The organism is Herbaspirillum sp. C7C2 (assembly GCF_022627865.1).
GTDB lineage: Bacteria > Pseudomonadota > Gammaproteobacteria > Burkholderiales > Burkholderiaceae_D > Herbaspirillum > Herbaspirillum frisingense.
Genome location: NZ_JABXGI010000031.1, coordinates 1 through 24,354, shown reverse-complemented (window position 1 = coordinate 24,354; position 24,354 = coordinate 1). Strand labels below are relative to the sequence as shown.

The 24,354-nt window shown below is 57.1% G+C and carries 23 protein-coding genes, 3 tRNA genes and 2 pseudogenes; 25 read left to right on the top strand and 3 right to left on the bottom strand.

The features are described 5' to 3' along the window. Positions 1 to 21 precede the first annotated feature (21 nt). From HWE04_RS23070 to HWE04_RS23040, 9 genes are all read left to right on the top strand, one after another. On the top strand, positions 22 to 1,746 hold the full coding sequence (locus HWE04_RS23070; RefSeq protein WP_241813807.1) for a phosphoethanolamine transferase: 1,725 nt from the start codon (positions 22 to 24) through the stop codon (positions 1,744 to 1,746). Positions 1,747 to 1,887: 141 nt separating this feature from the next. Beyond that, a complete protein-coding gene (locus HWE04_RS24570; RefSeq protein WP_338033881.1) occupies positions 1,888 to 2,202 on the top strand; it encodes an EamA family transporter in 315 nt (104 codons plus the stop codon). Between the two features lie 8 nt (positions 2,203 to 2,210). Further along, positions 2,211 to 2,999 carry a DMT family transporter gene (locus HWE04_RS24565; RefSeq protein WP_342222449.1) on the top strand — a complete coding sequence of 263 codons (789 nt, stop codon included), beginning with the start codon at positions 2,211 to 2,213 and terminating at the stop codon, positions 2,997 to 2,999. Positions 3,000 to 3,015: 16 nt separating this feature from the next. Next, complete coding sequence (locus HWE04_RS23060) at positions 3,016 to 3,618, top strand: GNAT family N-acetyltransferase (protein ID WP_342222448.1); 603 nt, start codon at positions 3,016 to 3,018, stop codon at positions 3,616 to 3,618. A 9-nt stretch (positions 3,619 to 3,627) separates the two neighbouring features. Beyond that, a complete protein-coding gene (locus HWE04_RS23055; protein ID WP_241813810.1) occupies positions 3,628 to 4,047 on the top strand; it encodes a GNAT family N-acetyltransferase in 420 nt (139 codons plus the stop codon). A 159-nt stretch (positions 4,048 to 4,206) separates the two neighbouring features. Further along, positions 4,207 to 4,815, top strand: a complete 609-nt coding sequence (locus HWE04_RS23050; RefSeq protein ID WP_241813805.1) for a phosphoheptose isomerase — start codon at positions 4,207 to 4,209, stop codon at positions 4,813 to 4,815. A 110-nt stretch (positions 4,816 to 4,925) separates the two neighbouring features. After that, positions 4,926 to 5,435 carry a DUF6328 family protein gene (locus HWE04_RS23045; protein WP_241813804.1) on the top strand — a complete coding sequence of 170 codons (510 nt, stop codon included), beginning with the start codon at positions 4,926 to 4,928 and terminating at the stop codon, positions 5,433 to 5,435. Positions 5,436 to 5,561: 126 nt separating this feature from the next. After that, positions 5,562 to 5,852 carry a zinc ribbon domain-containing protein gene (locus HWE04_RS24615; RefSeq protein WP_413460838.1) on the top strand — a complete coding sequence of 97 codons (291 nt, stop codon included), beginning with the start codon at positions 5,562 to 5,564 and terminating at the stop codon, positions 5,850 to 5,852. A 61-nt stretch (positions 5,853 to 5,913) separates the two neighbouring features. Next, positions 5,914 to 8,484, top strand: coding sequence for a heavy metal translocating P-type ATPase (locus HWE04_RS23040; protein ID WP_241813803.1), 2,571 nt, complete (start codon positions 5,914 to 5,916; stop codon positions 8,482 to 8,484). Here HWE04_RS23040 and HWE04_RS23035 read toward each other — a convergent pair. Continuing rightward, positions 8,469 to 9,157 (bottom strand): annotated as a pseudogene (locus tag HWE04_RS23035) (transposase); the annotation flags it as partial. The gene HWE04_RS23040 and the pseudogene HWE04_RS23035 overlap by 16 nt on opposite strands. Before the next feature lie 1,114 nt (positions 9,158 to 10,271). Here HWE04_RS23035 and HWE04_RS23030 point away from each other — a divergent pair. Then, complete coding sequence (locus HWE04_RS23030; protein ID WP_134221041.1) at positions 10,272 to 10,652, top strand: helix-turn-helix domain-containing protein; 381 nt, start codon at positions 10,272 to 10,274, stop codon at positions 10,650 to 10,652. Between the two features lie 217 nt (positions 10,653 to 10,869). On the opposite strand, the pseudogene HWE04_RS23025 reads toward HWE04_RS23030, so the two are convergent. After that, positions 10,870 to 11,067, bottom strand: a pseudogene (locus HWE04_RS23025) (magnesium chelatase domain-containing protein); the annotation flags it as partial. 73 nt (positions 11,068 to 11,140) lie between these two features. Then, entirely contained in the window at positions 11,141 to 11,386 is a 246-nt protein-coding gene (locus tag HWE04_RS23020) for an accessory factor UbiK family protein (protein WP_006713294.1), read from the bottom strand. 418 nt (positions 11,387 to 11,804) lie between these two features. Here HWE04_RS23020 and HWE04_RS23015 point away from each other — a divergent pair, with 418 nt between their 5' ends. From HWE04_RS23015 to HWE04_RS22945, 15 genes are all read left to right on the top strand, one after another. Next, positions 11,805 to 12,587 carry a TorF family putative porin gene (locus HWE04_RS23015; RefSeq protein WP_077234967.1) on the top strand — a complete coding sequence of 261 codons (783 nt, stop codon included), beginning with the start codon at positions 11,805 to 11,807 and terminating at the stop codon, positions 12,585 to 12,587. 12 nt (positions 12,588 to 12,599) lie between these two features. Continuing rightward, a complete protein-coding gene (locus tag HWE04_RS23010) occupies positions 12,600 to 12,938 on the top strand; it encodes a P-II family nitrogen regulator (protein ID WP_006713297.1) in 339 nt (112 codons plus the stop codon). A 15-nt stretch (positions 12,939 to 12,953) separates the two neighbouring features. Further along, the gene (locus HWE04_RS23005; protein WP_241813801.1) at positions 12,954 to 14,486 is read left to right on the top strand and encodes an ammonium transporter; all 1,533 of its coding nucleotides are present in this window, start codon (positions 12,954 to 12,956) and stop codon (positions 14,484 to 14,486) included. Between the two features lie 383 nt (positions 14,487 to 14,869). Next, positions 14,870 to 16,168 (top strand): glutamate--cysteine ligase, encoded by a 1,299-nt coding sequence (gshA, locus tag HWE04_RS23000; RefSeq protein WP_006713300.1) that lies wholly within the window; start codon positions 14,870 to 14,872, stop codon positions 16,166 to 16,168. Between the two features lie 38 nt (positions 16,169 to 16,206). Continuing rightward, a complete protein-coding gene (gene gshB / locus HWE04_RS22995) occupies positions 16,207 to 17,175 on the top strand; it encodes a glutathione synthase (protein WP_241813800.1) in 969 nt (322 codons plus the stop codon). A 65-nt stretch (positions 17,176 to 17,240) separates the two neighbouring features. Further along, a complete protein-coding gene (locus HWE04_RS22990) occupies positions 17,241 to 17,651 on the top strand; it encodes a PTS sugar transporter subunit IIA (protein WP_008334083.1) in 411 nt (136 codons plus the stop codon). A gap of 72 nt (positions 17,652 to 17,723) precedes the next feature. After that, positions 17,724 to 17,993 (top strand): HPr family phosphocarrier protein, encoded by a 270-nt coding sequence (locus HWE04_RS22985; RefSeq protein WP_006713306.1) that lies wholly within the window; start codon positions 17,724 to 17,726, stop codon positions 17,991 to 17,993. A 250-nt stretch (positions 17,994 to 18,243) separates the two neighbouring features. Beyond that, positions 18,244 to 20,031: a phosphoenolpyruvate--protein phosphotransferase gene (ptsP, locus tag HWE04_RS22980; protein WP_241813799.1), complete on the top strand. Its 1,788-nt coding sequence runs from the start codon at positions 18,244 to 18,246 to the stop codon at positions 20,029 to 20,031. A gap of 337 nt (positions 20,032 to 20,368) precedes the next feature. Further along, on the top strand, positions 20,369 to 21,508 hold the full coding sequence (gene metX / locus HWE04_RS22975) for a homoserine O-succinyltransferase MetX (protein ID WP_102664098.1): 1,140 nt from the start codon (positions 20,369 to 20,371) through the stop codon (positions 21,506 to 21,508). Then, positions 21,505 to 22,107 (top strand): methionine biosynthesis protein MetW, encoded by a 603-nt coding sequence (gene metW, locus HWE04_RS22970; RefSeq protein ID WP_006713312.1) that lies wholly within the window; start codon positions 21,505 to 21,507, stop codon positions 22,105 to 22,107. Before metX ends, metW begins: the two co-directional genes overlap by 4 nt. Positions 22,108 to 22,211: 104 nt before the next feature. Beyond that, a complete protein-coding gene (locus HWE04_RS22965; protein ID WP_039876625.1) occupies positions 22,212 to 23,474 on the top strand; it encodes an AmpG family muropeptide MFS transporter in 1,263 nt (420 codons plus the stop codon). Between the two features lie 128 nt (positions 23,475 to 23,602). After that, positions 23,603 to 23,688, top strand: a tRNA-Tyr gene (locus tag HWE04_RS22960). A gap of 80 nt (positions 23,689 to 23,768) precedes the next feature. After that, positions 23,769 to 23,842 (top strand) — tRNA-Gly (locus HWE04_RS22955). 46 nt (positions 23,843 to 23,888) lie between these two features. Beyond that, positions 23,889 to 23,963 (top strand) — tRNA-Thr (locus tag HWE04_RS22950). An 80-nt stretch (positions 23,964 to 24,043) separates the two neighbouring features. After that, on the top strand, positions 24,044 to 24,354 hold a 311-nt coding region (locus tag HWE04_RS22945; RefSeq protein ID WP_241813798.1), incomplete at its 3' end, for a GTP-binding protein.

The following is a 24,354-nucleotide window of genomic DNA, read 5'->3' as shown; positions in this document are numbered from 1 at the left end:
ATATCGCAGACGAAGCCATAAGTGCTCGTCATTCCAAATCTACCTTGTGAGTACTTTAAGTTGAAACGACTTGGCTACCGACTGCTCTTGGGCATTGGCGGACTGGTGACATTTTGGGCGGTCGGCATGATCAGCGCCAATGAATTTGCCAAAAGCACGGTCTTGATGGCCACAAGCCTACCAGGCATAGCAGGCCTCTTTATCGCACTTCCTTATTTCCGGTCGCGACCGCGATGGCTGACAGCTGTCAGTCTTGGCATCCTCTTTCTATTCTTCCTGGACGCAGCACTAAAAGGCTTTCTGCGAGAATACTTTGGCCTGCGGCCGAATCCTGTTCTCGTTCTGCACGCTGTTTTTAATACAAATCCTGGCGAAGGCAGCGAATTCTTCCTGCACAATTGGCGCGAAGTGGCTAAAGCCACCTCGACGTTTCTGGTCATAAGTGCCTGTACTTTCTGGTTCGAGAAATGCCTCTCTTTCAGAGAAGCTCGATTGCCGGTTAGTGTGCTGCGTAGATCCGGATTTGCAAGCATCGCTCTCCTACTTAGCTCATTCCTGGCGCTGCACTTCAATCCCACCATGGCAAAGGAGAATCCGGCGCTATTCTGGCCGATTCGATACATGGACTACCGTGCGCAGCTAAAGCAGGCGCAAGACATGCAGCAGAACATAGCGCGCAACATGGCCAAACGGTCCGAATGGAAAGTGCGGTACACCGGACCGGCCAGCAACACCGTCGTCTGGATCATTGGCGAGAGCACCAACCGTAGCAACATGTCGCTCTACGGCTATGAGCGTAGAACTACCCCTATGCTGGATGCACTGCGCAATCAGTTAATCGTATTCCAGGACGTGATTTCATCTGAGCCGGCCACGATGTCGTCATTGATGAAGATGTTCACGCCAGCTGATCTGGCTTCCCCGGATGATTGGGACAGCAAACCGGACGTGTTAATGCTAGCCGAAGAAGCAGGCTACAAGACGTTCTGGATATCCAACCAGGTCCCAAATGACGGGTGGCTCGGTCTTGTGTCGGGGCGGGCCGACGAAAAGCTGTTCATCAATAAAGGAGCTGGCCGTGGCGAGAACAATTTCGATGGAAATCTACTGCCGGGATTTAATGCTGCTCTGGTTAATCCTGCGCCCAAGAAGCTGATTGTCGTTCATCTACTTGGGGCCCACCCGACATACGACATGCGCTACCCGAGGTCGTACGCAAAATTCGACGATGTCAGCGATACCGTCACAGACCAACTATCCGCCGCCGGACGGTCGCTTTGGATCCGCCAATTGCGTAATGAGTATGACAATGCCATCGCTTATAGCGACTTTGTCGTGGCAAGTATGATCAAGAGTACTATGGCGTCTAACTTCGGTGCGGTAAGTCTCTTGTATAGCGCAGACCACGGTCAGGAGGTCGGGCACACAAGGGATCATGCGGGCCAGTCTGCAGTAGACGCCTCTGGATATGAGATACCGATGCTCCTTTGGATGAGATCTTTCTCAGGCGCAAATGCTGTGGATAAGGCAATTTTGGAAAATCGGCCGTATCAGACGGATCACCTTGAGCACACTATGATGGGACTGCTCAATATCGAATCGCGTTATTACTCCGCCTCCAGAGACATCATGAGTGACGCATTCTTGAGGGAAGACTTCTCTAATGGACTTAGGAGAATAAACGGGCTCCCTTACTTACCGCGGACGATGACGTTCAATCAGTCGCCATCTGCTAGCAAATCTTGAGGTCCAGAAAACCTTCCTTAGTAAGTTTGAGCAATGCCGTCAGACGGCGCTGATCGCTTACCCTAGCGTGCTTCATTCGGCGGCACGTACACTGTCGTGAAAGAAATGCCAGAAAGAACCAATTTCTGAAGCGAGAATGCAATGAAACTGTGGACCACTATCTCCGCGCCTGGAGTCAAAGCAGCTCTGGCCGCAGCCTTGCTTTTCGGAGCTGCCACGCCGATCGCCAAGCCCCTCCTCGAAGGTAACTCACCTTGGATGATTGCCGCCCTCCTGTACCTTGGCTCAGGGGTGGGGCTATTCATCTACAGGAAGGTCGTCGGCGCCCAAAAGACTTCTCTTCAACGCAATGAAATAGGTTGGCTTGCTGGTGCCATTGCCTTCGGCGGGGTCATAGCACCTGTACTCCTGATGATTGGCCTAACGGCAGCAAAGAGAATTTTGACCGACGCATAGCGATCGGCATGGTGGCGATCGTGATTGGCGCAGTGGTTCTAAGCCTTCCACGTGAACTGAGTCATGTCCAGATTTGGCCATCGCTGGCGATTCTAGGCGCATGTTTTGCATGGGGCATCGACAATAATCTCACACGCAAGGTGTCGACGGCTGACGGCTCCTGGGTCGCTAGTGTGAAAGGGCTCTCGGCGGGATTAACGAATCTGGTGATCGCCATAGCAATGAACGCGCGCCTCCCGAACATCTCTGTCATAGCGGAAACCATGGCTCTGGGCTTCCTTTCCTATGGCGTCAGCCTGACATTGTTCGTGGTAGCCCTGCGGCATCTGGGTACTGCGCGAACCGGCACTTACTTCTCTGCGGCGCCATTTCTTGGCGCGGTCTTAGCACTTGCCAGTGGTGAAGCCCTGACGCCTCAACTTCTCATAGCTGGCGCATTAATGGCGTTCGGCATTTACCTTCATCTCACTGAGCGTCATGCTCACGAGCATACTCATGAGGTAATGGAGCATGAACATGAGCACACTCATGATGATTTGCACCATGCTCACACCCATGATGCTCCCATGGCTCCCGGGACGAAACACACCCACAAGCATCATCAATCGCGCATTACACACACACGATCACTTCCCAGATACACATCACCAGCACCAGCATTGATGTATTACTTCTCTTCAGAGTCGAACAAAGCTGTGTCACGACGCCGTACCATCCATTCGCCCGACATGATTAGCGGGTCATGCCAGCATTCGGCCAGAAGTGGACATCCAACCACGTCGATGTTTGGTCCATGATGACATTCGAGCCCTTATGCCAAAATGTTCGCTATTAACGTTGGCAACAAGGCATTTAACCGTACCAATGATTTTCACATCTCGACTCGCTCTTCAAGACTTTCAGGATAGAGATCTCAGCGCGATTTTCAGCTTCATGAGCGATCAGCAGGCGATGCAGTTCACGCATAAAGCCCAATCTCCCGAAGCCCTTTTGCGGCGGCTTCGCAGTTTTGAATCACAACGCTCCTCCAATGGCTTCGCGCCTTGGGTGGTTCGTGATCGAAGAGATTTCAAAGTTATCGGCTGGGGAGGCCTTTGTACCGATCCAGACGAACCAGGGTGGGGAATTGAAGTTATTTATGCCTTCTCCCCCGACAAGTGGCGGCGAGGATACGCATCAGAACTGGTGCAGACAGCATCTCAATACGCCTTTCATACGTGTCATATTGGCGAACTTCATGCCTTCGCGATGCCAGCCAATACAGGATCATTACGCGTTTTAGAGAAATGCGGATTTCAAAATATTGGTTATGTTCAGTCGTTGGAGCGAGAGCACCTAGTATTGAAAATGCCAATGGCTAGCACAGCTAATCAGGAACACAAATTAATGAGAATTTCGCTCGAAGATCCTCGGTAAGAGGAGGTCATAAAACTTATTGAGGAACTGGACGCGTATCAGGTCCCGCTTTACCCTGCAGAAAGCCATCACGGCATTGATCTCGACGCTCTTGCGAGCGCCAACGTTTTGTTTGCTGTTGTCCGCGACGACGACGGCCAGGCGGTTGCATGTGGTGCGATCGTTTTACAGCAGCACTACGGCGAATTAAAGCGGTTCTACACCAGCCCTTTGCAGCGTGGGAAGGGAATTGCGAGAACTCTTTTATTGTTCCTCGAACAGGAAGCAAACACCCGCGGCTGTGGAGAATTTGCCTTGGAAACAGGCTATTTGCAGCCAGAGGCAATCAATCTGTATTCCCGCTGCGGCTATGAGCTTTGCGAACCTTTCGGCGAGTACATCGAGGATCCGAATAGCATATTTATGCGTAAAAATGCGAAATCTGCCTGACCAATTTTGTTCATTGCATCGCATTTTCCAGCAATGAATAGCGTTGGTTGAGGATCAATGCGGCCTCTCCTACGCCAAATAAAAAACACCCATGCAAGTGTTCTTTCCTATAACCCTTGGCTTGAAGGGGCCGCTAACTAGCCCCCAATAGAGGCCAGCATGGAGAATTCTCGTATCACTGATCATTTCCTTGCGAGCGCTCGACTCAAGGTCGAGGCTGTTTACTCTCTCGAGGCGCCCATTTCCGACGCGATCAGAGTTATGTCAGCGGCCCTAGCAAAAGGGGCAAAAATTCTGTCATGCGGCAATGGAGGCTCAGCCGCTGATAGCCAGCATTTTTCTGCTGAATTGGTTGGTCGATTCGAGCGTGAGCGAAGCCCACTCCCTGCTGTCGCGCTGACCACGGATACATCGATCCTTACCGCAATCTGCAACGACTACGGAAATCGCGAAATATTCTCTAAGCAGGTGCAAGCGCTCGGTCGTAATGGGGACATCTTGCTTGTCTTTTCGACGTCTGGAAATTCCGAGAATATTGTTGCCGCCGTGGAGGAAGCTCATCAACAAGATATGACTATTGTTGCGCTGACTGGGAAAGGTGGTGGTCAGCTTGCTGCGAAGCTCGGCCCCTTAGACGTCCAAATCTGTGTTCCGCGTAGCCGAACTGCCTACATCCAAGAGGTGCATCTAACGACGCTCCATTGCCTATGTGACGGCATAGATTCGATGCTGTTTGGCTCTGAGTCTGATCATGACCACGACAGCTAAAAGATTACAAATTCGTAATAAATACGCAATCTTTTCTTTCGTATTGCCCCCGTAAAATCAAAATCGTTGTCCCACCAGCGTGGGAATCTAATCCCGGGTGACACAGAAAAATGACTTCACTCCATTCTGACGGCGATCAATCCGATCTCGAAGGAGACGGGGATCTTTCTGATCTTCTTAACGAGCTACGTGTTCTGTTGCCAGGCGCGCAGCTCCTGACAGCGTTCCTCATTACGCTTCCGTTTAATAGCGGATTCGCGCAAATCGTCGAATCGGAAAAATGGATTTTTCTGGCCACATTTTGTTGTTCATTGATTAGTCTGGTTCTCTTCGCTGCTCCAGCAGTGCAGCACAGGATATTGCGGCCTCTCCGCGATCGCTCACAGTTCAAGACGCTAGCCTCACGTCAGATGCTATGTGGTGCAGTTTCTCTCTCCCTGGCACTTGTTTTGGCAAGCAACCTTGTAGTTTCACAAGTATTTGGTCATGTGCGCGGCGTCTGGTTCGCAATAGCGACCGGAATGTTGATCTTCGCTCTTTGGTGGCTGATGCCATTCAAATTCCTTCGCCGGCTATCAGGTGCACGACCACTGGTAATACGCGATCAATCTGAAATCTAACCCTGTGCAATCCGGTCTGACGCTTTGGAGCGCACTTCGAGACCCTCCTACCCCTCCCGCGGAGATGGAAGGAGCTAAATCTGATCTATTTTCAATGGAGTCCACGTGAGTTTTCTTCGCAAAATAATGGCACGTCACCACAGCGATAAGCGCCAGCATGGTGGTGGTCATAACAGCGGTTCAGGCCACCACGGTGACCGTGGTCACGGCAAGCACAGCCCCCCACCTACAGGACGTAGCAGAGGGGCTAATTCAATCGGAACCAGTTGCCCGAGATGTTTCACCGTCAGCAACGCCGGCGCCAGATTCTGTCATGAATGCGGTGGTGGTCTGACGGCCATAGCCTGCACCCAATGTGGGAGCGGAATGCCTTCCGGAACCAGATTCTGCGGTCAATGTGGAACGTCTGCTTCGTGACCTTTGAAATCACCACTCCGATGTTGAAGACTTAGTTTTAAATCCATCTTCAAGAAAAATCATGACAACTAAACTACGCCTCGATATTCCCGTCTTGCTTCCAAATGTTCACGATGGGAATGATGCGTGCGTTCGACGGCTGATTGACGAGATCAGCGCAAAGGCGGGCGTAGTGAACGTTCATGTTCGCCCCACTGAAGGACAAGGGGCATCACAGCTCTGTATTCACTATGATACGGAGCAACTTTCCTTCGGCCGCATTCGCGAAATAGTCGACGCAGCTGGCGCAAAGATCACGGAGCGATATGCTCATGTGATCTGGAAGATCAGCGGCATCAACCATCAACGTAGATCCCGCACGGTTGAAAATCACCTGCGAGCGCTTCCTGGGGTACTAGCCGCAGATATTGGCGCTGGTAGCAGTGTGCATGTGGATTTTGATCGTCAGCAGTGTGACGTATCTAGGCTCGCAGCTACGCTGCGAGGTTTGGGCGTGCAAATTCTTGACAACGTTGAACACGGAGCCAGCACACTTTCGCCTGCCGAACATGCACATGACCACCAACATACGCATGACAAAGATAGCGGTGCCCACAAACATTCACATGCACATGGCCAAAGTCACGCGGATCATGGTGGCAAAGATGAAGCCCATTCGCACGAGCACGGAGGCATGTTTGGCGCCAACACAGAACTGATCTTTTCTCTACTATGCGGTGCGCTTTTAGGTACTGGCTGGCTCATCGAAAAGTTTGTCGCCGGTATGCCGGCTTGGCTTCCTATGGCCTGCTTTGTCGCTGCATATTTCTTCGGCGGCTTCTATACCATCAGGGAAGCCATCGATAACATTCGCCTCAAACGCTTTGAGATCGATACGCTGATGCTGGTGGCAGCAGCAGGTGCTGCTGCCCTGGGATCCTGGGCGGAAGGTGCTCTGCTGCTTTTCCTATTTAGCCTGGGACACGCTCTCGAACATTACGCCATGGGTCGGGCTAAGCGCGCGATTGAAGCGCTGGCAAAGCTGGCGCCTGAAGTTGCCTCGGTGCGCAGGGACGGCAAGGTCGTAGAGATCAAGGTCGAAGAATTGCGTCTCGGAGATGTCGTTATCGTACGCCCCAATGAACGCCTTCCTGCAGACGGTTTCATTGTTCTTGGAAACTCTGCGATCAATCAAGCTCCGGTTACAGGGGAGAGCATCCCCGTTGACAAGCGTCCGGTCGACGACGTCAGCATCGCACGCGCTCGTCCCGATGGCGTCGATAGCGAATCAAAGGCCTTTGCAGGGGCAATCAATGGATCTGGTGCCATCGAGATTGAAGTAACGCGCCGTTCCACTGAGTCTGCCCTTGCCAGGGTAGTCAAGATGGTCAGTGAAGCGGAAACCCGTAAATCCGCCACTCAGCGTTTCACCGATAAGTTCGAACGCATCTTCGTGCCGGCAGTTCTTGCCTTGGCGTTTCTCCTTTTATTCGCATGGGTCATCGTTGATGAGCCGTTCCGGGATAGCTTCTACCGTGCAATGGCAGTTCTCGTCGCGGCAAGTCCCTGCGCTCTTGCTATCGCCACTCCTAGTGCCGTTTTATCTGGTATTGCTCGTGCAGCGCGGAGCGGCGTGCTCATCAAAGGCGGCGCCCCGCTGGAGGAATTGGGCTCCCTTAACGCAATCGCGTTCGATAAAACGGGGACGTTGACCGAAGGTCGGCCTCGCATCACAGACGTCGTACCCGCCGAAGGCGTTTCAGTGGAAGAGCTACTTAATGTTGCCTTGGCAGTAGAAGCCCACAGTGACCATCCCCTTGCTGCGGCTATTACGCGAGACGCCAAAAAGCACTTAGGATCCTCCGAGAATCCCCCCTTGGCCCAGGACATCAAGAGCTTGACCGGTCGAGGAGTCATCGCAGCCATCGCCGGTGAAACGGTATGGATTGGCAAGCTGGAGATGTTCGGCAGCGACGGTGTTCCACCTCTCGACGCCGGTACAAAGGCCGCTGTCGAGCAATTGCGAGAAAAGGGCCGTACTACGATGGTAGTCCGTCATGGTCAACGTGACCTCGGGACCATTGGACTGATGGATACGCCACGAGCTGGCGCTCGGGAAGCGTTGCAAGAGCTACGTGGGATTGGCATCACGCGCATGATCATGATTTCCGGTGACCATCAGAAGGTCGCTGACGCCGTGGCTGGCGAGGTTGGCCTCGATGAAGCCTGGGGAAATTTGATGCCGGAGGACAAAGTGGATGCCATCCGCAAGCTCCGCCAATCCACCAAAGTTGCCATGGTCGGTGACGGAGTCAATGATGCGCCAGCAATGGCCAATTCCACGGTTGGAATCGCTATGGGTGCCGCCGGCTCGGATGTGGCTCTGGAAACAGCGGATGTAGCCCTGATGGCAGATGATCTGAAGAATCTCCCATTCGCCGTCGATTTGAGTCGCCATACCCGCAGCGTCATACGACAAAACGTCTTCATCAGTCTGGGTGTAGTCGCTTTCTTAGTGCCTGCAACTATCTTCGGCTTAAGTATTGGTGTTGCCGTAGCAATGCATGAAGGATCTACGTTGATTGTTGTGTTCAATGCACTACGACTACTCGCATACTCAAAACCAAATTCCAACCAACAACGCACCGAATGATTGGCCCGAACTAGAGCAAGTTCAAAAGCCATGCTCCTCATCATCTGGTCGTGAACAAAGTCATAGCTCCAGACCGAATTGGGCTTGGTTGCTCCAGGTAGCCGAATGTCGTTGCCGCATCGACGCCTGCGAGGCCGCTTTCGGGGGATGCCTAGTTTGAGCGCGCTCCAGAGTCGCCGCACTCGGGACTCGCCCAAGGCCAGCCAGGCAGACATACGCCGATAGCCGAATCGAGGAACCTCTTGCGACGCCGCGATGAGTTGCTGCGTCAGGCTCCGATCCTTTTCAGGTTGTAGCAACTGATAACCTGCTACTCGCCGGCTCAGCTCCAGATAACGACATGCCTTGCGTTGCGACAGCCCCCGACGAGTAAGGACTTCCAGCGCTTCGCGCCGGCCCGCGGAGGTCATCATTTTTTTCGGCTTAACTCCTTCAAGCCATCAATCACCAGCAACTGTTCCGCCACCATGCGTTTGAGCTTGTCATTCTCGGATTCAAGATCTCTGAGCCGCCGCGCGTCCGAGACATCCATACCGCCAAACTTGTTTCTCCAGCGGTAAAAGGTCTGCTCAGTAATGTTGTGGCGCTTGCACAGATCTACCGTCGCAATCTCCTTGCTCTCTGCTTCTCGCAAGATGCTGATGATCTGTTCGTCCGTAAATCGCTTCTTCATTGAGTTCTCCTTGGCGTTAGCATAAAGAACTCACTTAGCCGGTGGCTACAAAATTCGTCTCAGGTCAATGCAAGTAACAGTTCCTTGTCGTCTGTGGGAAGTTTCAACCAAAAAGCTCCCTCGTTTCTGGAATGTGGGTACCAGGCCGAAATTATCTCGTCCACCTGATAGTCCTTCTCGGCCCATATTGAAATCTTCTGCATTCTCTAGATATCCCGGGCATGTTCCCTCGAAAATCGGAGACGTTCTTTAAGCGTTACTTTTGTGGGCCGGCACCTCTGCTGTCACATCGATGCGAAGTAGTATGGAGTCGTTTTTTTCTCAGTTTTTCTTCTGCAATCAACGCCCTTTGCTTATAGCTCGCGGCATCCTTGAGTAGCTCCGAAATTTGCATCCAATAGTCACGCCCAAGGTCTCCTTCTTGCAAGGCAAGTTTGTGCAGCGTACGCAGCGCGGTGGACAAATCAACGTCCGTGAATCGATCTAATTTCATCTTAATACCCATTAAGCTCTGGATACATAATCATTGGGGTCTTGCAAATTTCGCGTCAATTGCAAAAGCAAGGTGCTTTGAAAATTGTGGCTGCGCGCTATGAGCTGGTTGCGGCTGATTACTGTCGTCAAAGAAGACTCTTAGTTTAATGCCAGTTCTTGGGCATGGATAAGAACCAATACCGGTCACTACTGAGATGGATAAACGGTCTTTTAAATAGGACAAGACATATACATTGCAGGTGTCATCGCGCTCGTCCCGTACGTGTGTGAGTAGTTCATCAATGTCCGAGAACAATCGCAGATGCGTTTGCGGAATAGGAGAATCAATTTTTGGCGACACCAAGAAACATGGTTGGCTGACATCCAGCAAAGCGGAATTCCAAGGTATCGCAGGCGCGATCAACGTGCGTGGCACACCTTGGACCTGCCAAGAGGGAAATGTAATGAACATAGTTGGCGAGAAACCGCCCTAGCGTCGTCGCCTGGGCGGCCTTTCTGTTGCGTAAGAAACGCACGGATACTAGATGAGGTTGATTCAGCAAGTCAATAATATTGATTTGATGAGCCCTGTTCTGCGGGTGGGAATGAGGAGACCATGTGCAAGCCACTGAGCTTGCACATGAAAAAGACCGAAGATCAAAAACTGCCTGTTTCTGCGGCCAAATCCCTTGGTCGGAACATTGCCGCACTTCGAAAGGCACGTTCTCTCACGCAGCACCAACTAGCTGCCGCGCTATGTGTTGAAATCGAAACCATTTCGCGATACGAGAATGGGCGGCTGAATACCTCGCTCGATCAAATTGATAATTTCGCGGCATTTTTTAATGTTCCCGTATGGACGCTTTTTGCGCCGACGGATCTGCAATCCGCCTTCCCTGATCCGATTTTGCTAACAAAGATGCGCTCTCTTTCCCCTAAGCATCGAGCGACGCTCCATGACCTTATTCAGGTGTATTGCAATGCACATCACTCTGCTTTGAAAGCAGGCTCTTCTAGGTAGGTCACCACACATCTTCCATGATACGTGGCCCCGGGTTAGATAAGTTCAACAAGCCGGGCACCGCTGAAATCACTCCCTTACAGATGGGCTGATAAACGCAGCAGTTCACCTTTTTATGGGCGTACGCCTCCCATAGCGCTCTTGGAAGCGAAGACGTTACGTCCTTCCTTCAAGGCGTCTATCAAGTTCATTTTTCTTGATTTTACGGTTGACAACATGAGATACGTCGCGCCGGGAATTCGAACCGCGCATTCTGCAGCGCCGCCCGGACGCGGTCCTTGGCTTCCTTCACTTCGGCTTCGGGAAGACCGACGATGGTGAAGGCCGGCAGGCCATTGGCCAGATGCACCTCCACCGTCACCGGTGGGGCGGCCATGCCGGCCAGGGCGCGGCTGCGCAAGACCGCCAGGCTCATCGCAACGAGCCCGGCAGTGTGCTGGAAGGGAAAAGGGGAGGGGGAAGAAGGGAAGTGAGGGTTGTCGCCAGGGTCATGGGGTCTGTTTTTGCTGAGCCTCAAGCTCGGCAACACGCGCTTCCAGCGCTTCCAGGCGGGCGCGGGTCTTGGCCAGCACCTGGGCCTGGATGTCGAATTCCTCGCGCGTGACCAGGTCCAGCTTGGCAAAACCCTGGCTCAGCATGGCCTTGACGTTCTTCTCGATGTCCTTGGCCGGAGAATTCTCGATCGCCTTGTTGATCTTGGATTGCAGGTCTTCAAAAAATGGGGGCTTGTCCATGTCGGATCTCCTTGGCAGATAGCTAAGCTGCAAGTTTAGCGGTTTCGCAGCCATCCTCAAAACGCGATGCCCTGATGAGACCGTTTTTTTGCGAGCGGGTGCCGGAAAGTGAAGAATTTTCCTTCAGGAAATGCTCCGACTTGGTGACTTTGGCTTCGCCCCGGGCCCACGCACCAAAATGTGTTTGCCTCGTTTGACGCAGGATTATCAAAAAGCAATCAATATCGCACCAAGGTCGTGCATTTTCGCTTCGAGTGCACTATTTTGAAGCTGGTGTCGAAAAAAATCGTTGTAAATCTCCGCTTTCCAGCAAAAACACAAGTCTGCCTTGCCGAAAGGACATGGCACGGCTCCTGCTACATGGTTTGGGCAAAAGACTAAAAGACTTAACTGTTAAACACAAACCAGAGGGAAAGTCATGAAGAAACTGATTCTTGCAACAGCCATCGCAGCATCCTTCGTTTCTACCGTGGCCCGTGCAGAGGACGCCAAGCCAGACAATGAATTGAGCTTCAACGCTGCGGTCGTGAGCGATTACCGCTACCGCGGCCTGACCCAGACGCGTTTCGACCCGGCCCTGCAGGTTGGCGCTGACTACACGCACAACCCGACCGGCCTGTACGCCGGCACCTGGCTGACCAACATCAAGTGGATCAAGGACGCTGGCGCACTGACCGGTACCGATACCAAGGGCGATGTCGAATGGGACATCTACGGCGGCAAGCGCGGTGACATCGGCGGCGGCTTCACCTACGACGTCGGCGGCCTGTACTACTACTACCCGGGCAACACCCTGGCCAATGCCGGCCTGAAGAACGCCAATACCTTCGAACTGTATGGCCAGATCGGTTACGGCCCGGCCTACTTCAAGTATTCGCAATCGCTGACCAACCTGTTCGGCGCGGTCAACAGCAAGTACAGCCAGTACTACGACCTGGGTGCCAACTTCGAGACCTTCTACGGCGTGATGCTGGGTCTGCACGTGGGTCACCAGAACGTGCGCGGCAACCCCAGCGAGGCCAGCTACACCGACTGGAAGATCGGCCTGTCCAAGACCTTCGACGAAGTCGCCGGCATCACCCTGGGCGTGGCCTATGTCGGTACCGACATGAAGGATGGCTTCGCTACCACCCCGGCATCGGACGGTGCCAAGAACGTCGGCAAGAACGGCGTCGTCGTCTCCATCAGCAAAACTTTCTAACAAGAGGTTCGTATGAAACTGATCACTGCGATCATCAAGCCGTTCAAGCTGGACGAGGTGCGTGAAGCCCTCTCCGCGATCGGTGTGCAAGGCATCACCGTGACCGAAGTCAAGGGCTTCGGTCGTCAGAAAGGCCATACCGAGCTCTATCGTGGCGCCGAGTATGTGGTCGATTTCCTGCCCAAGACCAAGATCGAGGCAGCGGTGGACGACGCCATCGTCGAGCGCGCGCTGGAAGCCATCGAGACCGCAGCCCGCACCGGCAAGATCGGTGACGGCAAGATCTTCGTCCAGGATCTGCTGGATGTGATCCGTATCCGTACCGGCGAAACCGGCAAAGACGCTCTGTAAAAAAGGGGAACTCTAATGAGCATGAAGAAAATGTTTTCCGGCGCGCTCGCCATTGGCGCGCTGCTGTTTGCAGTAGGTTTTACTGCCCCGGCCCAGGCGCAGGACGCGCCCAAGCCTGAAGCTGCGGCCACCGCCGCTGCCCCGGCCGCTGCCGCTCCGGCTGCACCCAAGGCTGAAGCTGCCGCTCCTGCCGCTGCTGCTCCTGCCGCCCCGGCGGCCGCTGCCGCCGCACCCGCACCGGTGCCCAACAAGGGCGATACCGCCTGGATGCTGGTCTGCACCGCCTTCGTCATCCTCATGACCCTGCCGGGCCTGGGCCTGTTCTACGGCGGCCTGGTGCGCAGCAAGAACATGCTGTCGGTGCTGATGCAGTGCTTCATGATCTTCTCGCTGATCTACATCCTGTGGTTCGTGTACGGCTACAGCATCGCGTTCACCGAGGGTGGAGCATTCTTCGGCGGCTTCGACCGACTGTTCCTGCATGGCCTGACCGGTGATTCGACCACCGGCACCTTCAGCAAGGGCGTGGTCATCCCCGAACTGGTCTTCGTGGCCTTCCAGGGTGCGTTTGCAGCCATCACCGTGGCGCTGATCATCGGTTCCTTCGCAGAACGCGTGAAGTTCTCCGCCGTGATCCTGTTCTCGATCCTGTGGTTCACCTTCTCCTACCTGCCGATGGCCCACATGGTCTGGTTCTGGCCGGGTCCGGACGCCTTCACCGACGCTGCTGCCGCTGAAAAGGCGACTGCGATCTCGGGCTGGCTGTTCCAGAAGGGCGCGCTGGATTACGCCGGCGGCACCGTGGTGCACATCAACGCCGCTATCGCTGGCCTGGTCGGTTCCTACGTGATCGGCAAGCGTATCGGTTTCGGCAAGGAAGCCTTCAAGCCGCATAGCCTGACCCTGACCATGGTCGGTGCCTCGCTGCTGTGGTTCGGCTGGTTCGGCTTCAACGCCGGCTCCGGTCTGGAAGCCAACGGTGGCGCTGCCCTGGCCTTCGTCAACACCATCTTGGCAACTGCTGCTGCCGTGCTGTCCTGGAGCTTCGGCGAATGGATCGGCAAGGGCAAGCCCTCCATGCTGGGTGCTGCTTCGGGTGCTGTCGCCGGTCTGGTGGCGATCACTCCGGCGGCCGGCTTCGTGGGCGTCATCGGCGCCGTGGTCATGGGCCTGATCGCTGGTCTGCTGTGCCTGTGGGGCGTGAGCGGTCTGAAGAAGCTGCTGGGTTCGGACGACGCGCTGGACGTGTTCGGCGTGCACGGCGTGGGCGGCATCCTGGGTGCCATCCTGACCGGTGTGTTCGCTGCACCGAGCCTGGGCGGCACCGGCATCTACGACTACGTCGCCAATGCCGTGGCACCGGACTACTCCATCGGCGGCCAGGTCTGGATCCAGTTCCAGGGCGTGCTGACCACCGTGGTGATCTCGGGTGTGGTTTCCTTCATCGCCTACAAGATCGTCGACGTCGTCATCGGTCTGCGTGTGACCGAAGAGGAAGAACGCGAAGGCCTGGACATTTCCAGCCACGGCGAATCGGCTTACCACTAAGCATCAGCTGTAACGAGTCTGCAGTATTCCTTCGGGGCTGGAAACGGCCTCTTTATAAGGCGCCTTCGGGCGCCTTTTTTCATTTTCCGGCCGCCAGGAAGAGACAGGTTAGTGAAGGTTTCTTCATGGCAATGCTGCAAGTGATGCACTTTTGCATCGCCGCGCAATAATTCCCGACTATTTGACTCGGGCTCTTTAAAATACCTTCATCATCGCCATCTGGAGTCTCCCAGCCACGCCCTTGCAGCGACCGTGGCCGGTGAGGGCCGTGGCTGAAATGGCAACAGCGCAGCCCGGCGGCCTATACCGCGTCGCAACACGGATGCAGGAATCCGCTAAAATCGTCACTCGCTGCCGGTATTTACATCTCGTTAAGGTTTTTTATGGTCCCGCATCTCGTCACCGCTCTGAATGGTCCCCTGCTGGAGCTGGAGAAGAAAATCCTGGGCGCCACGCCGGCCATCGAACGCTGGTTCCGCATGGAGTGGCAGGAACATACGCCGCCGTTCTATTGCTCGGTCGATCTGCGCAACGCCGGCTTCAAGCTGGCGCCGGTCGATACCAACCTGTTCCCGGGCGGCTTCAACAACCTGTCGCCGGAAATGCTGCCGCTGGCGGTCCAGGCGGCCATGGCCGCCATCGAGAAATACTGTCCGGACGCGCGCAATCTGCTGCTGATCCCGGAAAACCAGCCCGGCAATACCTTCTACCTGCAAAACATCGGCCGGCTGATGCAGATCTTCCGCCAGACCGGACTGAACGTGCGCCTGGGGACCCTGGCGCCGGGCGTGACCAAGCCGCAGCACATGGAGTTGCCCGACGGCACCCAGATCACCCTGGAGCCGCTGGAACGTTCGGCCAATGGTCGTCGCCTGGGCCTCAAGAATTTCGATCCCTGTACGGTGCTGCTCAACAACGACCTGTCCATCGGCATTCCGTCGGTGCTTGAGGGCCTGCATGAGCAGAGCGTGCTGCCGCCGCTGCATGCCGGCTGGGCAATGCGCCGCAAGAGCAATCACTTCGCTGCCTATGATGAGGTGGTGAAGAAGTTTTCCAAGATGGTGGAAGTCGATCCCTGGATGCTCAATCCGCTCTTCACCAAGGTTGGCGACATCGATTTCCAGGAAAATACCGGTACCGACGCGCTGGCCGACAGCGTGTCCTCGCTGCTGTCGAAGATCCGCAAGAAGTACAAGGAATACGGCATCAAGGAACAACCCTTCGTCTTTATCAAGGCCAATGCCGGTACGTACGGCATGGGCATCATGACAGTCAAGGATGCCAGCGAGATCAAGGACCTCAACCGCAAGCAGCGCACCGGCATGCTGGCCGGCAAGGAAGGACTGGAAGTGTCGGAGGTGATCGTGCAGGAAGGCGTGCACTCCTTCGAGCGCATCAACCAGGCCGTGGCCGAGCCGGTGGTCTACATGATCGACCGTTACGTGGTGGGCGGTTTCTACCGCGTACATGCCGACCGTGGCGTGAACGAGAACCTCAATGCGCCCGGCGCGCATTTCGTGCCCCTGGCCTTCGCCCAGCAGCACGCCCTGCCGGACATGCACGCCAAGCCGGGGACGGCCGCGCCCAACCGTTTCTACATGTATGGCGTGGTGGCGCGACTGGCGCTGCTGGCGGCATCGGTAGAGATGGAAAAGACCGATCCCAACCCGGAAGTTTATTAATATCGGGCCTGCGCCAGGCCCAACAGGACACCCGTCTCATGAAAATCGCTTTCCTCGCCGATCCTCTGGATACGTTCAAGACGTACAAGGATTCCACCTTTGCCATGATGCGCGAAGCCGCGCGGCGTGGTCACGCCATCTATGCCTTCGAACAGGGCGACCTGGTGCTGGAAAGCGGGCTGGTGACCGCCAATGCCTTCAAGGTGACGCTGACCGGCGATGCCGATGACTGGTACCGGGCCGACAAGCCGGCCCCGGCCTTCCTCTCCGAGTTCGATGCGGTGATCGTACGCAAGGACCCGCCCTTCGACATGGAGTACATCTACACCACCTACCTGCTGGAGCTGGCCGAGAAGCAGGGCGCGCGCGTGTTCAACAAGCCGGCGGCCATCCGCAGCCACAACGAGAAGCTGGCCATCGCCCAGTTCCCGCAATACACCGCGCCGACCCTGGTCACGCGGGATGCCAAGCGTCTGCGCGATTTCCACGGTGAGCATCAGGACGTGATCCTCAAGCCCCTGGACGGCATGGGTGGCATGGGCATCTTCCGCGTCAAGGCCGACGGCATGAACCTGGGCTCCATCATCGAGACCCTGACCGACAACGGTCAACGCACGATCATGGCGCAACGTTTCATTCCTCAGATCAGCGCAGGCGACAAGCGCATCCTGTTGATCGGCGGCAAGGTCGTGCCCAATGTGTTGGCACGCATTCCGCAGGGTAACGAGGTGCGCGGCAACCTGGCCGCCGGTGGTCTGGGCAAGGCACAACCGGCATCGGCGCGGGATATCGAGATCGGCGAAGCGCTGGGTCCTGTCCTGTATGAACGTGGCCTGTTGCTGGTAGGATTGGACGCCATCGGCGACTATCTCACCGAGATCAACGTGACCAGCCCGACCTGCTTCCAGGAAATCACCCAGCAGACCGGGTTTGACGTGGCCGCGATGTTCGTGGACGCGCTGGAAGTGGCCGCAGGGGCAGCAGAGGCAACAGGGTCGATCGGATAATGGGATCGACAGAGCATGACGGGCTGCTCGGGGAAAAGCGCGTCGCATCAGATGGCAACAAATCCATGGTTGGTATTCTTCTCTTGACGCACGCCCCGCTGGGGCAAGCTTTCCTGGCCGCCGCAACGCACGTCTTCCGCGGCCGTCCCGAACGGATGGAGGCGATTGACGTGATCGCCGACCAGAACCCGGCGGAGGTGCAAAAACTCGCCATCGAGGCGGTAGGTCGCCTCGATGATGGCAGCGGTGTGCTGGTCATCACCGATGTCATGGGCGGTACGCCCTCCAACTGTACGGGCTTCCTGTGTGGTCTGGGCAACGTCCAGGTGATCGCAGGCATCAGCCTGCCGATGCTGCTGCGGGCTCTGACCTATCGCAATGACACGCTGGATGTAGTGGTTGAAATGGCGCTGGCCGGAGGCCAGAATGGTGCAGTGCGGATCGACAATCGCATCCGCGTGGCAGCCTCGGCCTGATCCATCGTTGTGACCGCAGTGGACTGCGGTCGCGGACGGCGCGCGCCAACAAGATAAAAACGAAAGCGGAACATGATTCAAAAAGAACTCGAAATCGTCAACAAGCTTGGTCTGCATGCCCGTGCTTCGGCCAAGTTCACCCAGCTGGCCGGCAAGTTCAAGTGCGAAGTCTGGCTCACCTTCAACAAGCGCCGCGTCAATGCCAAGTCCATCATGGGCGTGATGATGCTGGCCGCCGGCAAGGGCAGCATGGTGACCCTGGAAACCAATGGCGCCGACGAGCAGGAATGCTTCACGGCGCTTGAAGCGCTGATCGCCGACAAGTTCGGCGAAGGCCAGTAATCCTCCCCGACCGCGCCCGCGGTTTTGCGCCGCAACATCGCGGCGCGGCTGGAATGCTTCTTGCGATGTGAGGATCGTCACGTACATGTTGCGTGACGTGAAACAATATTCACCCCAGCTGCCTGTCACCCCACCCCGCCGCGATGTCCCCGGTCGCGATTGCCAAACCGCTATTTGTTCGGTAACTTGCTCCAGGCTACCGCGCGCTGGCAACACGGCGGAATATAAGAACACAGGCAGGAGATACGCGATGGCTTCTTTCAGCTTACATGGAATCGCGGTGTCGCAAGGCATCGCCATCGGACGCGCGCACTTGATGGCGCCGGCCGCACTGGACGTCAAACATTACCTGGTCGCGGCCGACCAGGTCGAAGCCGAGATCGCGCGCCTGAAGGGCGCCGTCAAGGCAGTGCACCAGGAACTGCACACCATCCGTTCGGAACTGCCCAAGGATGCGCCGCCGGAACTGGGCGCCTTCATCGACGTGCATTCGCTGATCCTGTCGGACCCGATGCTGGCCGAAGTGCCGCAGGACATCATCCGTCACCGCTACTACAACGCCGAATGGGCGCTGGTCACCCAGATCGAGGAATTGTCGGCCCAGTTCGACGAAATCGAGGACCCCTACCTGCGCGAGCGCAAGGCCGACATCCAGCAGGTGGGCGAGCGCATCCTCAAGGTCATGACCGGTAGCGCCAACCCTCTTCCTCCCACTGGTGAGGCCGCGGCCAACATCATCGTGGTGGCGCACGACATCTCGCCGGCCGACATGCTGCAGTTCCGCGGGAATGCCTTTGCCGGATTCGTCACCGACCTGGGCGGGCCCAATTCGCATACCGCCATCGTCGCCCGCAGCCTGGCCATTCCGGCGGCCGTGGGCATGCATAACGCCTCGGTACTGGTCAAGCACGATGACGTGCTCATCATCGATGGCGATGCGGGCGTGGTCATCGTCGATCCCTCGCCTCTGGTCCTGGCGCAGTACCGTGCCCGCCAGGAGCGCCTGCTGCGCGAGCGCAAGAAGCTCTCGCGCCTGAAGAAGACTCCCGCCATCACCCAGGATGGCGAACCCGTCACGCTGCTGGCCAACATCGAATTGCCGGGCGATGCCGCGCCGGCCTTCGAGGCGGGGGCCATGGGCATCGGTCTGTTCCGCTCCGAGTTCCTGTTCATGGGGCGCGCCGGGCATCTGGAGAAATTCCCGTCCGAGGATGAACAGTGCGAGTCATACAAGCAGGTCGTCATCGCCATGAAGGGGCGGCCGGTCACCATCCGTACGCTCGACGTGGGTGCCGACAAGCCGCTGGACGAGGATGAGGAAACCGCCCTGAACCCCGCCCTGGGTCTGCGCGCCATCCGTTATTGCCTGTCCGAGCCGCAGATGTTCCTCACGCAGTTGCGCGCCATCCTGCGTGCTTCCGCGTATGGGCCGATCAAGCTGCTCATCCCGATGATGGCGCATGCCTTCGAGATCGACCAGACCCTGGCGATGATCGAGCAGGCCAAGCAGCAGCTGCGCGATCGCAAGCAGAAGTTCGATGAGGACATCCCGGTGGGTGCCATGATCGAGATTCCGGCGGCGGCGCTGGCACTGCCCCTGTTCATCAAGCGCCTGGACTTCCTTTCCATCGGCACCAATGACCTGATCCAGTACACGCTGGCCATCGACCGCGTCGACCACGAAGTGGCGCATCTCTATGACCCGCTGCATCCGGCAGTGCTGTTCCTGCTCTCTACGGTGATTGCCCAGGGACGCAAGGCCGGCATTCCGGTGTCGGTCTGCGGTGAAATGGCGGGCGACCTGAAATGGACCCGCCTGTTGCTGGGCATGGGCCTGCTGGAATTTTCCATGCATCCCTCGCAGATCCTGTCGGTGAAGAACGAGATCCTCAACAGCGACCTGCGTCTGCTGGAACCACAGGTCAAGAAGGTCTTGCGCGCCTCCGAACCGTCCGCCATCAGCGCGGCCATGGCGCAACTGCAGGCCCTGCACGCCGAAGTGCCGGCGGTCGAAGCCAAGGTGGCAAGGCGACGCTGAGCTGCGCCGCGCTGGCCGGGCAGGGTCGTTTGACGGGCCTGCCCGACTTGGGTATTCTTACGCCACTGCGCCGATTTGAACGGTTTGACCAACTTCAGCTTGCGGGCGCCGGGATCCTGATCCCATCTAAATGCGGCTAAAGCGAGCTTGGATCAGCAGTTCCTCCCAAGACCAGCCCCAGCCCCATCGATGAGTGAGCCCGCAAGCATTGCTTCCGGGCTTTTTTGTTGCCCGTGACCAGCGCTCCGAAGACGGGCTCCAGCTCATTCCGGCGAAGCGACCGCCAGCCCTGATCCACAAGGATCGCCTGGCGCCGAGTCACTTACGCAGAAACATCATGTCGATCGGAATCGTATCGCCCCAGGTCATGCATTTCGACCAGCCCCTGCCGCTACAGAGCGGCGCCGCGCTGGCCGATTACTCGCTGACCTATGAAACCTACGGCACCCTCAATGCCGACAAATCCAATGCCGTGCTGGTGTGCCACGCGCTCAACGCGTCCCACCATGTGGCCGGCGTCTATGCCGACGACCCCGACAACGTCGGCTGGTGGGACAACATGGTCGGCCCCGGCAAGTCGCTCGATACCGACCGCTTCTTCGTCATCGGCGTGAACAACCTGGGGTCCTGTTTCGGGTCCACCGGCCCCATGCACCCCAATCCGGCCACCGGCCAGCCCTACGGCGCCGATTTTCCGGTGGTGACGGTGGAAGACTGGGTCAATGCCCAGGCACGCCTGGCGGACCGTCTGGGCATCGATTGCTTTGCCGCCGTCATGGGTGGCTCGCTGGGCGGCATGCAGGCGCTGGCCTGGAGCATGATGTACCCGGATCGCCTGCGTCATTGCCTGGTGATCGCCTCTACCCCCAAGCTGTCGGCCCAGAACATTGCCTTCAACGACGTGGCGCGTCAGGCCATCCTGACTGATCCGCAATACCATGGCGGCGATTTCTATGCGCATGGCGTGGTACCCAAGAACGGTCTGCGGGTGGCGCGCATGGTGGGTCACATCACCTACCTCTCGGATGACGACATGGCCGAGAAATTCGGCCGCGACCTGCGCTCCGGCCAGTACCAGTTCGGCTACGGCGTGGACTTCGAGATCGAGTCCTACCTGCGTTACCAGGGCGACAAGTTCTCTACCTACTTCGACGCCAATACCTATCTGCTGATCACCAAGGCGCTGGACTACTTCGACCCGGCGCGTGAATTCGGCGGCGACCTGGCCAAGGCCTTCGCCCGCACACGGGCCAGGTTCCTGCTGGTGTCCTTCACCACCGACTGGCGTTTCTCCCCGGAACGCAGCCGCGAGATGGTGCAGGCGCTGGTGGCCAACAAACGCCGCGTGAGCTATGCCGAAATCGACGCGCCGCACGGGCATGACGCTTTCTTGCTCGATGATGCGCGCTACATGAAGGTGGTGCGCGAATACTACGCCAGCATCTGGACCGAACTGCAGCAGGAGGGCCGCGCATGACTTTCGAACAATTGAGCGCGTTGCGCCCCGATCTGGCCTTCATCGCCCACTGGGTGCGTGAGAAGTCGCAGGTGCTGGACCTGGGCTGTGGCGATGGTGTGATGCTGGATTATTTGCAGACCGACAAGGGCTGTTCCGGCTATGGGGTGGAGATCGATGATGCGCAGATTCCCAAGTGCGTGGCGCGCGACGTCTCGGTGATCCAGCAGGACCTGAATGGCGGCCTGGCCATGTTCGAGGACAATGCCTTCGATACCGTGCTGTGCCTGTCGGCGCTGCAGATGGTCAAGGACGTGGAAGGCACGTTGCGCGAGATCGCCCGGGTCGGGCGAGAGGTGACGGTGTCCTTCCCCAATTTCGCCTACTGGCCGCACCGGGTGGCGCTCTTGCGGGGGCGCATGCCGGTCTCCAGAAGCCTTCCCTACCAGTGGTATGATACGCCGAACCTGCGCTGCGCCACGATCAGGGACTTCGAGGCGCTGGCCAACCAGGTCGGGCTGGAGGTGCTGGAATGCGTGGCCTTGAAGGACGGCAAGCCGGTACGCTACCTGCCCAACTGGCGCGGCAGCCTGGCTGTGTTCAGGTTGCGCAAGAAATAAGCGCTCAGCTTCACATGCCCCGCAGACGCCGGTCCGGCAGCGCCCCATCGCTGGCCTCCGGCGTTTTTTCTTTCATATCCCGTGTTTTTCGAGCCGACCCGCCCATGACTGCACCCGCCGCTTCCTGGCACCAATACCTGAACCGGCGCATGCTGATCTGCGTCTTCCTCGGCTTCACTTCCGGCCTTCCGCTGTTCATTCTGTTGAGCCTGCTGCAGGCGTGGCTGGCCAAGTCTGGCCTGAACGTGAAGACCCTCGGGTTGTTCGCGCTGGTGATGTTTCCCTACACCTGGAAGTTCGTCTGGTCGCCGCTGATGGACCGCTTCCACTTCGGTGGCATGGGCCGGCGACGCGGGTGGATGGTGTTCACGCAGCTGCTGCTGTTCCTCGCCATCGGCGGCATGGGCATGCTGGACCCGCTGACCGATGTCACCACGATCGCCTTCATGGCCTCGGTGGTGGCCTTCCTCTCGGCCAGCCAGGACATCGCCATCGACGCCTACCGGCGTGAAATCCTGCCCGAGGCTGAACTGGGCCTGGGCAGCGCCATCCACGTCAACGCCTACAAGCTCTCCGGCATGGTGCCCGGCGCTCTCTCGCTGGTGCTGGCCGACCAGATGCCGTGGTCCACCGTGTTCTGGATCACCGCCGCCTTCATGCTGCCGGGGCTGCTCTGCTCGCTGCTGGTGAAGGAGCCCAAGGTCTATGGGACGCCGCCCAAGAGCCTCTACGAAGCCGTGGTGCTGCCTTTCCGCGAATTCATCGCCCGTGGCGGCTGGGGCAATGCGCTCTGGGTGCTGGGCTTCATCTTCCTCTACAAGCTGGGCGACAGCATGGCCACGGCGCTGGCCACCAAGTTCTACATCGATCTGGGCTTCTCGATGACCGAGATCGGCGTCGTTTCCAAGACCACCAGTCTCTGGGCCAGCGTGGCCGGCGGCATCATCGGTGGCATCTGGATGGTGCGGCTGGGCATCAATCGCGGTCTGTGGGTGTTTGGCGTGCTGCAGGCGGTACCTATCCTGGGCTTTGCCTGGCTGGCCCATGTCGGCGCCAGCCTGCCAGTGCTGGCGGTGGTGATCGGACTGGAGGCCTTCGGCGTCGGCCTGGGCACCACCGCCTTCGTCGCTTATATCATGCGCGAGACCGATCCACGCTATACCGCCACCCAGTTTGCGCTGTTCACCAGTTTGATGGCCGTACCCCGGACTTTCGTCAATTCTTCGGTCGGTTATATCGTCGCCGACACCGGCTGGTTAAATTTTTTTCTGATTTGCTTCGTTCTGGCCTTGCCTGGAATGCTGATGTTGCCTAGAATTGCGCCCTGGAATGAAAAGCCGGTTGAGTCGCAGACACAAAAAGCCTGAAGATTCGAAAAAACGTCGCGGGTCGTTCCTCTGAGCAATATCCGGCAGTTGATAAAATATTTAGCCCCGAAGCGAAAATATAGTTGACAGTCCAAAGATGTTCCTCTATAGTTTTGAGTTCCCTGCACGGAGAGGTGGCCGAGTGGTTAATGGCAGCAGACTGTAAATCTGCCCTCTTACGAGTACGCTGGTTCGAATCCAGCCCTCTCCACCATTAGGCCGGGAGTCAAAGCAGTCCTGCAGTACATACGCGATCGAAAGACGCGGCGGTTGTGAAGTGAAAGTTGTTTCCTCGCGGGTGTAGCTCAATGGTAGAGCTGAAGCCTTCCAAGCTTAAGACGAGGGTTCGATTCCCTTCACCCGCTCCAAGTTTTGGTCCGGTTGCATGTTTGGTTGTTGTGCAGTCGGAAAAATGCCCTTGTAGCTCAGTGGTAGAGCACTCCCTTGGTAAGGGAGAGGCCACGTGTTCAATCCACGTCAAGGGCACCAGTTTCTCGTCGTATCGCTGACAAGTCAGTAATCAGTCGGGCGTGTTGCCTGGACATTCTCATCAAATCTAGGAGTCTAAGATGGCAAAAGGCAAGTTTGAACGGACCAAGCCGCACGTGAACGTCGGCACCATCGGTCACGTTGACCACGGCAAGACCACCCTGACCGCTGCAATCGCAACCGTTCTGTCGAAGAAGTTCGGCGGCGAAGCGAAGGCATACGACCAGATCGACGCAGCGCCTGAAGAAAAGGCCCGCGGCATCACCATCAACACCGCGCACGTCGAATACGAAACCGCCAACCGTCACTACGCCCACGTTGACTGCCCAGGCCACGCCGACTATGTGAAGAACATGATCACCGGCGCTGCGCAGATGGACGGCGCGATTCT